This window comes from Streptomyces sp. NPDC059853, from assembly GCF_042731495.1.
Classification (GTDB): domain Bacteria; phylum Actinomycetota; class Actinomycetes; order Streptomycetales; family Streptomycetaceae; genus Streptomyces.
On record NZ_JBHWJL010000179.1, the window covers coordinates 1 to 10396 of the forward strand.

Sequence of the window (10396 nt, forward strand, 5' to 3'; positions counted from 1 at the left end):
GGGTGTGGCACACCCAGGCACCGTCCGTCCTGGTCCGCCCTCCGCGCCGCGCCCAGACTCGACCGGGCCGAGGGGCGGTCCGGCCCCGAGGACCCACCGAGAGCGCCCCGGGAACACCCCGTACGCCCCCGGCAGAACCCGAAGGCACCCAGGAACCGATAGGGAGCACCACCACCATGACCGAACCCCGCGTCGTCGCGATCACCGGAGCCAGCAGCGGCATCGGCGAGGCGACCGCCCGCCGGCTGGCCGCCGACGGCCACCGGGTGCTGCTCGGCGCGCGCCGCACCGACCGGCTCGCCGCGCTGACCGCCGGGATCACCGCCGCCGGCGGCACCGCCGACCACCGCCCGCTGGACGTCACCGACCCCCTCTCGTTCCAGGAGTTCGTGGCCGCCGCCCGGAAACTCCACGGCCGCCTCGACGTCCTGGTCAACAACGCCGGCGTCATGCCGCTCTCGCCCCTGCACGCGCTGCGCACCGACGAGTGGGACCGGATGATCGACGTCAACCTGCGCGGCGTCCTGCACGGCTTCGCCGCCGCGCTGCCGGTGATGGGCACCCAGGGCGGCGGGCATCTGATCACCGTCGCCTCGGTCGGCGCGCACGAGGTGGTGCCCACCGCCGCCGTGTACTGCGCCACCAAGTTCGCGGTCCGCGCGCTGAGCGAGGGGCTGCGCCAGGAGTCGGACGGCTCCCTGCGGGTCACCGTCGTCTCGCCCGGCGTCACCACCTCAGAACTCGCCGACCACATCGGGGACCCGGAGGCCCGGGAGGCCATGCGCGCGTACCGGGCGGTGGCGCTGCCCGCCGAGTCCGTCGCGGACGCGATCGCCTACGCCCTCGCGCAGCCGCCGCATGTCGACGTCAACGAGATCGTCGTCCGCCCCGCCGGGAGCGCCCAGTGACCCCGGAGCAGCGGCTGCGGCTGCTGGAGGACAAGGAAGCGGTACGCGGCCTGCTGCTGCGCGGCTGGCGGGCGCTGGACCGCAAGGACTTCGGCACCTGGATCGCCGGCTGGACGCCGGACGCGGTGCTGGAGTTCGGCCCGTGGGGCCCCGTACACGGCCGGGACGCGATCCGCGCCACGGTGGAGGAGGCGGAGGCGGCGTACCCGGCCATGCAGCACCACATCCTCAATCTGCACATCGAGGTGCACGGCGGGACGGCCACCGGCACCGGGTACATGTGGTTCGTCGCCACCGGCACCGACCCGGCCGACCCGTACGCGATGGGTGGCCCGTACGACTGGGAGTTCCGGCGCGGCCCGGACGGCTGGCGGGTGGCCCGGCAGCGGCTCGGCGTGTCCTGGACGACGGGCCGGGACCCGCTGCGCAACTTCCCGTGACGGCCTGCGGGGGCGAGCGGGGAACGTCCCCATCTCGCCCCCGGCCCGGCGGATCACCGTGTCACTGACCACCGGATCACTTGGAGAACGGAACGGCCTCGGCCGGGTCGGTCGTCCAGTTGGTGGCGACCGGCTGGTCCACCAGGACCGGCTCGTCCAGCCGGAAGCTCACCGGGTCGCTCTCGTCGCCGAGGATGCCGACGATCAGCTGCTCGTACTCCACGCCGTGGTCGTCGTTGGTGGTCTTCGGGCTGATGCCCGCGTAGGCGACGGCGTCACCGGAGAGCTTGATGGTGTCGCCGACGGCGTGTCCTGCCGGGCCGGCGTGGCTCTCCTCGGCGGAGCCGAACGCGGCGCCCGGGTAGGAGCCCTCCAGGTGGCAGGTGACGCCCTCGTTGGCCTGGGCGGTCACCAGGAAGTAGCCGCCGGCCTGGGTCTCCGTGCTCACCGTGAAGGTCAGGTCGGTGGTGCCGCAGCTCTGCTCCACCGGGTTGCCCTCGCCGTCACCGGAGCCGTCGCGCCCGGCGTCCCCCTCGGCCGTCTCGTCCTCGGTCGTGTCCCCGGAGCCGCCGTCGCCGTCGCGGTCACTGCCGCCGGCTCCGGCGGAGTCGGAGCCGGCGGCGCCGTTGTCGACGACCTCGTCCTCACACGCGGTGAGGGTGGCGGTGAGAGCGGCGGCGGCGGTGATGGCCAGGGCCAGGCGGGCGGAACGGGTGGCGCGGCGCGTACGCATCGGAGTCTCCATCTGCGGGGGGTGTGGGCGGTGTCTTGCCGATGGCTCCACCGTAGGGGCGCGGCGATCATCAATCGATTCCGCGCGTGTCCGGGTTCCGTTGCACCGGATGCCCTTTCAGGCAGCCCCTTCGGCCCTCTCCGAGTGCACTTTTGGCCCGTCCTCGCTGCAACATCCGAGCGCCGAACTGCGTATGGGCCCCCAGAAACCCCTCCATACCCCCGGAAAAGCCGCGACCGGCGCCGCCCGGATGGCCCACTGGCCGGTCCCGCGCCACGCTGCCACCATCAGGGGATGCCGATCCCCCGGGCGGTCGCCGTCGTCATCGACGGACACCGCGTCCTGGTCATCCAGCGGTTCCGGAAGCGGAAACCGGGCGAGCGCTGCTCCCTGTGCGACACCACCGGCCGCCCCCGGCCCGGCTGCCCGGGGCACCACTACGCCATCCTGCCCGGCGGGCACGTCGAGGACGGCGAGACCCCGCAGGCGGCGGCGGTCCGGGAGCTGCGGGAGGAGACCTCACTCGACGCCCGCATCGACCGCCTGGTGTGGACCGGCCGCCACCACGACCGCCCGGCCCGCTACTACCTCATGACGGACGTCCGGGGCCGCGCCGTGCTGTCCGGCGAGGAGGCCGAGCCGCACGGGCCGGACAACACCTACCGCCTGCGCTGGGCGGCCCCCGGCGACTTCGCCGCCCTCAACCTGGTCCCGGCCGACATCCGCGCCCCGCTCACCCGGCTGCTGGGACCGCCGGGAGGGGCCGCGACCGCCGGGGGCTGAGCGGGGACCGAGCGGGGACGGCTTGCATCTCAAGCCACTGGAGATCCCATAGTGGCGGCCATGAACGACACCGAGCTGTACCCGATCGGGGACGTCGCCCGCCGCACCGGCCTCAGCGTCACCGCCGTCCGCTACTACGACGACGCCGGGATCGTCCCCGCCACGGAGGTGACGGAGGCGGGCCACCGGCTGTACGACGTCACCGCCATCGCCCGGCTGGAACTGGTCCGCACCCTGCGGGAACTGGACACCGGCCTGGACGGCATCCGGCAACTGCTGGACGGCCAGACCGACCTGCACGGGCTGCTCGCCGCCCACCTGGAGATCGTCGAACGGCAGAGCCGCGCGCTGCGCGCCCGCCGCGCCGTGCTGCGCACACTCCTCAAGCAGAACGGAACCGCCGACCGGGCCGCGCTGCTGCACCGGCTCGCCTCCCTCTCCGACGAGGAACGCGAGCGGATCATCGACACCTTCTGGACCGAGGTGGTGACCGACCTCGACCTCACCCCCGGACACGCCGACAGGCTGCGCACCGCCCGCCCGGCCCTGCCGGAGGACCCCACCACCGCGCAGCTCGAAGCGTGGCTCGAACTGGCGGACCTGGTCCAGGACGAGGAGTTCCGCAGGGCGGTGCGCACCGAACTCCGCGACACCTACGGCACGCCGGAGGGCCGGTTCACGACCACCGCCCCGGTGCAGCACTTCATCCACGAGAAGGGCGCGCCGATCATGGAACGGCTGCTCGCCGAACACCGCGCCGGAACGCCGGCCGACGCCCCGCACGTCCAGGAACTGATCGACGCCTTCGTGCAGGCGGTCCCCTGGGACCTGGCCCCGCAGCCGGACGGCTCCCGGCGCGCGCGGCTGGCCCGGCTCTACAGCCAGTACGAGCGGCTGCGGGAGGCGGCACAACAGGAAGGCGCGGACCATCCGTTCGCGGCGAACCCCGCCCACGACCGGTATCTGTCCCTGGTCGCCGTGATCAACGGAACGCCTCCCGCCGACACGGGCACGGACGGCCCGCCGCCTTTCACCTGGCTGGCGGCGGCGCTCAGCGCCTCGGCGGACGGGCCGGGTGGCGCGGCGGAGGCAGCCGGGTGATCAGACCGGGTGATCAGACCGGCGCGATCCGGGCGCGGAGCAGGCAGAACTCGTTCCCCTCGGGATCCGACAGTACGTGCCAGGTCTCCGCACCCGTCTGGCCGATGTCCACGGGCTTGGCGCCGAGCGCCAGCAGCCGTTCCAGCTCGGCGTCCTGGTCGCGGTCGGTGGGGCTGACGTCGAGGTGCAGCGGCAGCTTGCCCCGCCGGGGGTCGGTGCTGGGGCTGAGCACGAGCGTCGGCTGCGGCCCGCCGAACCCGGCGGCGGGCGGCCCGATCTCGATACTGCCGTCGTCCTCCCGGCCGAGTTCGACGTAGCCGAGCACCTCACACCAGAACGCGGCGAGCCGCTCGGGATCGGCGACATCGATGACCAGTTCACTGATACGGCATGCCATGCCGGTGAGTGTAGGGAGAGCGGCGGACCCCCCGGCAAGGCATTTTCACCGGCCGGGGGCCCCGCCGCCCGCACCAGCGGCCCGGCTACCGCCGGTCGACGGTCGCGGTCGCGAGGAACGCCGTCCAGGCGGCGGGGGAGAGGTGGAGGACGGGGCCGGCGGGTCGCTTGGAGTCGCGCACGGCCACCGTGCTGGGGACATTGGTGGCCACCTCGACGCACAGGTTCGCCTCCCCACCAGTGCTGTAGCTTGACCTGCGGAAGTGATAGGTGCTCATCGATCAGATCTCCTTTCGGATGTCATCAATCAGCCGAAGCGAATCATGCTGCGACATGCTGAGCCTGGCGGTGCGCTCGAAGTACGTTCGGCACCTCGCGCTCTCCGCTTCATTCTCTACGACAACGATGTCCGAATGAGAGTCGGTGTAGACCACGTCGATCGCGCCGGACTCGGCGAAGGACAGGATGTGGAAGGGTCCGACAGCACAGGGATGGGACCCGGCTCGGAAGGGCAGGACCTGCAGACGGATGTGCGGTAGCTCGGCCACCTCCATCACATGGGCAAGCTGGCGGCGCATCACCTCTGGCCCTCCGACGAGCTGACGCAGGGCAGCTTCCCACACCAACACATACAGCTCCAGTGGATTCTCGCCGTGGATGCGTTGCTGTCGTTTCTGCCGAACCTCAACGATCGGCTCGACCTCCGCCGGGTCTTCCCAATCCCCATGTCCGATGACCAGGGCTCGTGTGTACTCCGCTGTCTGGAACAGCCCGGGAATGAAGGAGAGTTCCCACGTCCGGATGCGGGTGGCCGCATCCTCCATGGCGATGTACTCCCACAGCGGGTTCTCCCCGGAAACGAATCGCCACCATCCCTTCGCCTTGCGGCGTTCCCGGTCCAACTTGGCAAGGGCGAGTAGCTCCTCGACCTCGGACTGATCTGTCAGGCCATAGAGGTCACACAGCGCCCGGATGTCCGGGTCGCGCATCGGTACCCAGCCGCTCTCCATCTTGACGAGCTTCGTCTGGTGCGCGCTGAGGACCTTGGCCGCGTCCGGCCGGGACTTGCCCGAAGCCACCCGAAGTCGCATCAGCTCACCACCGAGCTTGCGGCCCAGGACAGTTGATACCCGGTTGCCTGCGTTCTTCCATCCACTCACAGCGACAGTCTTACCGCGTTCCGTGGCCGGGAGTCACGCTCATTCACTCGTTGGGGAACTAATTCCCCGTTCGTCTTGATCCCCGTCGTTCCGTGGCCCTACCGTCAGTCATCGACCGCTCACTCTCGTGGAAGGTGTGATCGTCCATGGCTGTTGTCCCCGACCCCATCCCGGCGCTCCGTCAGGACCGCCTCTCCTACAACCCCGTTCCCGGCAGCGTGCGGCTCGCCCGGCGGCGAGCCGCGCGGCGGGTGGGGGAGTGGGGCTGCCCCCGGCTGGCGCAGGACGCCGCGCTCGTCGTGTGCGAACTGGCCAGCAACGCCCTGCTGCACGGCTGCGTGCCCGGGCGCGCCTTCCGCGTGCATCTGATGCTGCTGCCCGCCGTGTTGCGGGTGGAGGTGACCGACGCGCTGGGGGAGCGGCTGCCGGAGGCCCGGCCGGTGGTGGGCGAACCGACCTGCGGGCGCGGGCTGGTGCTGATCGCCGCGCTGACCGCGCGGTGGGGTGTCACGCCGCTGGTGGTCGGCAAGACGGTGTGGGCTGAGTTCGATCTGGAGGAGGGAGAGGGCAGTGGGGCTGGGTGCGTGGTTCGGCCGGCGTGACCGGCGGGCCGACGCGGCGCCGATGTCGCACCGGATGCGGTGCGATCTGTGCCGCGAGAAGTCCGAACGGAGCGTGGACTTCGGCCAGGTACAGGACTGGCAGCTGGACCACGCCGCCCGTCATCCGGGGCACCGGCAGTACACCGAGACCCTGACCCGCCCCTGGCGCGCCGAGCGCAGCGGGGGCGGGCTGGAGATCGAGGTGCTGACCGTGCAGGGGGACGGCTGGTACCGGACGGGGGAATGCACGCTGTGCGGGCGTTCGGGGGTGGCGGTCAGCTGGATCGGTTCGGCGCGGGCGGGAGCGCGGTTCGCGCATCTCTTCGGGTGCGGGGAGTGTGTGGCGGCGCTGCGCGAACGCGTCGCGCGCGGACGGGGGTCGCGTACGTACGGCGCCGGTTAGGTGTGCTGTCCGGGGAGGTGGGTGACGCGGCCGGGCTTGGTGCGGCCGGGCGCTGATCGGGCCCGGGGGGCCGCACTCCGCCGGGCCGGAGTGCGGTGGAGACGGTCGTCGGCGGCGGCCAGGAGATGAGGCTCGGCGGCGCTCCAGGGGGGCGGTCGCCGGGTTGAGGGCTCGCGGCCCGGTGCGGCATGTGCGCAGGTCACACCTTCACGGTCCGCCCGCTGCGTGGCGTGCGCTGGGAGGTCGCGTTCTTGTGCTTCCCGCGTTACAGTACATTTGTACCGTACAGATGTACCACTTCAGGGAGCAGCACATGAGGATCCTGGTCGTCGGCCCGCACAAGCGCGGGGGGCAGCCGTGAGCGGCCGCAAGGACCCCCAGGGGCGTCGGCGCGCCATGCTGGAGGTCGCCGCTCAGGAGATGGCCGACCACGGCTACGAGGCGTTGACTCACCGGCGGGTCGCCGAGCGGGCAGGGGTGTCGCTGAGCTCCACCACCTACCACTTCACCTCTCTGGACGACCTGCGCACCAGCGCCCTGGAACTGCTCGCCAGCCAGGTCGAGGACGACCTGCGCGAGTTCGCCCGCGACATCGAGGACTGCGAAGGGCGCCCCGAAGACATCGCCGCGGGGTTCGCCGTCCAGCTGCGCGACCACTCCGCCCTGCAGGCCGAGATGGTGCTGTACTACGCCGGCTTGTACGACCCGAAGCTGCGTCCGCTGGCGCGGCGCTGGGCCGAGGGCATGGCGGAGATCCTCTCGGACTACACCTCGCCCGCCGCGGCCAAGGCCATCGCCATCTACATGGACGGCGTCGTCCTGCACACCCTGCTCACCGAGCAGCCCATAGACGAAGCGGAGCTGCGCAGGGCGATCGCCGCTCTGATGAACGCCTCCCCGGAGAAGAAGCCTTGAGTACCACACACACCGAACAAGCCCCGGCCGCCACGGCGGGCCACCTGTCGGCGGGCCGACGCTGGGCCGCTCTGGGCGTGCTGGCCGCGAGCCTTCTCGTGGTCGTCATGGATATGACGATCCTCACCGTCGCCCTGCCCGAGATAGCGGCGGCACTGTCACCGACCGCTGCCCAGCAACTCTGGATCATCGACGTCTACGCCCTGGTCCTGGCCGGGCTGCTGGTCACCATGAGCACGCTCGGGGACCGCTGGGGTCGCAAACGCATGCTCCTGACCGGCTTCACCATCTTCGGCGCCGCGTCGCTGATGATTCTGGTGGCCGAGTCCGCGCCCGTGGTCATCGCCGTACGCGCCCTGCTGGGCGTGGGCGGCGCGATGATCATGCCCGCCACGCTGTCGATGATCCGCAGCCTGTTCACCGACCCCGGTGAGCGCGCCAGGGCCCTGGGCATCTGGGCGGCGGTGGCCTCCCTCGGCGCGGCGGTGGGCCCCATCGTGGGTGGGCTGCTGCTGGAGCACTTCTCCTGGCACGCCGCGTTCCTGGTCAACGTGCCCCTCATGGCGGCCGCCCTCATCGCGGGCGTCCTGCTGCTTCCCGAGGCCCGCAATCCTCGTCCGGGCCGCTGGGACGCTCTGGCCACCGGGCTGTCCATCACCGGCATGGCCGCCCTGGTGTGGGGAATCAAGCGCATCGCCAAGGAAGGCCTGACCGACCTGGTGGCACTCGGCGCCGTGTGCGCGGCACTCGCCCTGCTCGCCTGGTTCGTCGCGCGATGCCTCACCAGCGAGTCCCCGCTGCTGCGGGTGCGGCTGTTCGCCGTGCCCTCGTTCACGGGCGGGACACTGGCCGCCTTGTTCACCACGCTCGCCATGGGCGCGGCCATGCTGCTGGCCGCGCAGTGGCTGCAACTGGTCCAGGGACTGTCGCCGCTCCAGGCGGGGGTCAGGCTGTTGCCGATGGCCATCGCCGCCGCGGTCGTCTCGCCGCTCGCGCCGATCCTGGCGCAGCGCATCGGTGCCCGCACCGTCCTGGTCGGTGGCCTCGCCCTGTCGAGCACGGGCTTCATCGTCCTGGCCCTGGCTCCCGAACCGCTCACCTACGGGCCGATGGCCACCTTCATGATCCTGCTCGGCGCGGGCATGGGCTCACTGGCGATCGCCTCGGCGATCATCATGTCCGGCACGCCGGCCGAGCACGCAGGAAGCGCCGCCGCCATCGAGGAGACCGCCTACGAACTGGGGTCGGTTCTCGGCGTCGCCATTCTCGGCAGCGTCGCGGCCGCGCTGTACCGTGCCGAACTGCCGGCCTCCGATCTGACGGCCGTCGGCTTGGACCCGGCGCAGGTGACCACGGCACAGGAATCGCTCGGCGGCGCTCTGCACGTGCTGTCCGGCCTCGGGGAGGCCGGGGCCGCGGCAGTCGCGCAGGCCCAGGCGGCCTTCACCCACGGGTTCACCCTCGTCGGCGCCATCGGGGCCGCGATCATGCTGACCTCCGTCGCGGTGGTGTTCGCCCTGACACCCAAGGACCTCGACGTGACCAAAGGCCACTGAATCGCCCGTCGTTCCGAAGACGGTCGACGCCGTGACCGCGCCCGAGAGCCGGGCGACTGCGCACGGCGGAAGCCGTCATTCCGACCATCAACCCATGAGGTTCGCATGACCGACAGCGGAAAAGTCCTTGTCGTTGGAGGCGGCGTCGCCGGCCTCACCATGTCCATCTGCCTGGACATGGCAGGATTCGAAAGCGAAGTCTACGAAGCGTATCCCGTGTACAAGGAGGCCGGCTCAAGCTTCGTGCTCGCACCGAGCGGGCAAGAGGTCCTCGCGTCCATGGGGATACTCGATGAAGTCCGCGAGAACAGCTTCACCGCCGCCAGTTCGACCTGCTTCTTCACCAGTGAGAACGAACTCATCGGCCGCACGGAGTGGAACGGGTCGGCGCCAGGAACCGGAGAGTTCCTCTCCATAGGACGCGCCGAACTCCTCAACGTGCTGCTCGCCGAGGCCAAGAGGCGGAAGATCCGGGTCAACTACGGCAAGAAGCTCTATTCGGCGGTCGAGTCGCCCCACGACGTCAAAGCCGTGTTCGAGGACGGGACCGCGACCCACGGCGCGCTGCTCATCGGGGCGGACGGAACCAAATCCCGCACCCGGTCCCTGATCTTCCCGCACATTCCTTTGAAATACTCGGGAGTGTGGTGCGTCTTCGGAAAGTCCTCGCCCCAGTGCCTCCCCGGCGATGAGCTCGCCGCACTCCGGACCAGCATGAACTCCTACGAAGGACGGACAGCGACGTGCTTCGTGACCTACGACGGCAAGGGGGGCCGGCAGAGCATCTCCTGGGTTCTCGTGGGCACCGTGGACCGGAAAATCCCCGCGAAGAGCTTTGAGCAGAAGCCGAAGGCAGCGCTGCGCTCGGACCTCCTCACGTTCGTTCAGGGGTGGAAAGGCTCCGTACCCACACTGATCGAAGAAGCCGACACCCTCACCCCCGTGCAATTGAACTGCCTCGACGCCCTGCCGGCCTGGTCCTCGGGACGCATCGCACTGATCGGGGACGCGATCCACGCGGCGAGCCCACTCCTGGGGCTGGGCGCCACCTTCGCCCTGGGCGACGCCATGTACCTGAGCAAGATGCTCCGCGAACACGACTACCCGGACGCCTATTACTACTACCACCTCGACCGTCATGCGCAGCTCCGGAGCATCAGCACGCAGCAGGACTTCGCCCTCGGCGCCTCCGCCTCGCTCTTCCACGTCGGACGGGAGCTGCCCGCCGTCGACTGGGACGGCACGGACAACCTCACCCTCCTGAACGCCCCGCAGCCGCGGGCCTGACCCACCGTGGCGGGGTGGCGCCCGCCGCCCGGCGGGGTCGGCCCGGCCCCCCGCGCAGGCGCCCCCCCCCCCCCCCGCCCCCCCCGCCGCGGGGCGCCCGGGCGGGGGCGCG

The 10396-nt window shown here is 71.1% G+C and carries 13 protein-coding genes; 9 read left to right on the top strand and 4 right to left on the bottom strand.

Features of this window, described 5'->3' with window-relative positions:
• Positions 1-176: 176 nt before the first annotated feature.
• Both ACFV5N_RS18365 and ACFV5N_RS18370 read left to right on the top strand, forming a co-directional pair.
• The gene (locus ACFV5N_RS18365) at positions 177-908 is read left to right on the top strand and encodes an SDR family oxidoreductase (protein ID WP_369266868.1); all 732 of its coding nucleotides are present in this window, start codon (positions 177-179) and stop codon (positions 906-908) included.
• Positions 905-1348, top strand: a complete 444-nt coding sequence (locus ACFV5N_RS18370) for a nuclear transport factor 2 family protein (protein WP_385600690.1) — start codon at positions 905-907, stop codon at positions 1346-1348. Before ACFV5N_RS18365 ends, ACFV5N_RS18370 begins: the two co-directional genes overlap by 4 nt.
• 76 nt (positions 1349-1424) lie before the next feature.
• Here the strand turns inward: ACFV5N_RS18370 and ACFV5N_RS18375 are convergent, their stop codons facing one another.
• Positions 1425-2081, bottom strand: a complete 657-nt coding sequence (locus ACFV5N_RS18375; protein WP_385600693.1) for a hypothetical protein — start codon at positions 2079-2081, stop codon at positions 1425-1427.
• Positions 2082-2375: 294 nt separating this feature from the next.
• Between ACFV5N_RS18375 and ACFV5N_RS18380 the strand changes: the two genes are divergently transcribed.
• The gene (locus ACFV5N_RS18380; protein WP_385600695.1) at positions 2376-2864 is read left to right on the top strand and encodes an NUDIX hydrolase; all 489 of its coding nucleotides are present in this window, start codon (positions 2376-2378) and stop codon (positions 2862-2864) included.
• 60 nt (positions 2865-2924) lie between these two features.
• Positions 2925-3965, top strand: coding sequence for a MerR family transcriptional regulator (locus ACFV5N_RS18385; RefSeq protein ID WP_385600698.1), 1041 nt, complete (start codon positions 2925-2927; stop codon positions 3963-3965).
• A gap of 13 nt (positions 3966-3978) precedes the next feature.
• Here ACFV5N_RS18385 and ACFV5N_RS18390 read toward each other — a convergent pair whose 3' ends face one another.
• The 3 genes from ACFV5N_RS18390 to ACFV5N_RS18400 form a co-directional block, all read right to left on the bottom strand.
• The gene (locus ACFV5N_RS18390) at positions 3979-4362 is read right to left on the bottom strand and encodes a VOC family protein (protein WP_385600701.1); all 384 of its coding nucleotides are present in this window, start codon (positions 4360-4362) and stop codon (positions 3979-3981) included.
• 85 nt (positions 4363-4447) lie between these two features.
• Complete coding sequence (locus tag ACFV5N_RS18395) at positions 4448-4639, bottom strand: DUF397 domain-containing protein (RefSeq protein ID WP_385600704.1); 192 nt, start codon at positions 4637-4639, stop codon at positions 4448-4450.
• A gap of 3 nt (positions 4640-4642) precedes the next feature.
• Complete coding sequence (locus tag ACFV5N_RS18400; protein ID WP_385600706.1) at positions 4643-5521, bottom strand: helix-turn-helix domain-containing protein; 879 nt, start codon at positions 5519-5521, stop codon at positions 4643-4645.
• 146 nt (positions 5522-5667) lie between these two features.
• Between ACFV5N_RS18400 and ACFV5N_RS18405 the strand changes: the two genes are divergently transcribed.
• The 5 genes from ACFV5N_RS18405 to ACFV5N_RS18425 all read left to right on the top strand — a co-directional run bounded on the left by ACFV5N_RS18405 (position 5668) and on the right by ACFV5N_RS18425 (position 10284).
• Positions 5668-6123, top strand: coding sequence for an ATP-binding protein (locus ACFV5N_RS18405; protein ID WP_385600709.1), 456 nt, complete (start codon positions 5668-5670; stop codon positions 6121-6123).
• Complete coding sequence (locus tag ACFV5N_RS18410; protein WP_385600712.1) at positions 6092-6526, top strand: hypothetical protein; 435 nt, start codon at positions 6092-6094, stop codon at positions 6524-6526. The genes ACFV5N_RS18405 and ACFV5N_RS18410 overlap by 32 nt, the downstream gene beginning before the upstream one ends.
• 357 nt (positions 6527-6883) lie before the next feature.
• A complete protein-coding gene (locus ACFV5N_RS18415) occupies positions 6884-7441 on the top strand; it encodes a TetR/AcrR family transcriptional regulator (protein ID WP_385600714.1) in 558 nt (185 codons plus the stop codon).
• Positions 7438-8997, top strand: a complete 1560-nt coding sequence (locus tag ACFV5N_RS18420; RefSeq protein WP_385600716.1) for an MFS transporter — start codon at positions 7438-7440, stop codon at positions 8995-8997. Before ACFV5N_RS18415 ends, ACFV5N_RS18420 begins: the two co-directional genes overlap by 4 nt.
• Positions 8998-9102: 105 nt before the next feature.
• A complete protein-coding gene (locus ACFV5N_RS18425) occupies positions 9103-10284 on the top strand; it encodes an FAD-dependent oxidoreductase (protein ID WP_385600718.1) in 1182 nt (393 codons plus the stop codon).
• Positions 10285-10396 lie beyond the last annotated feature (112 nt).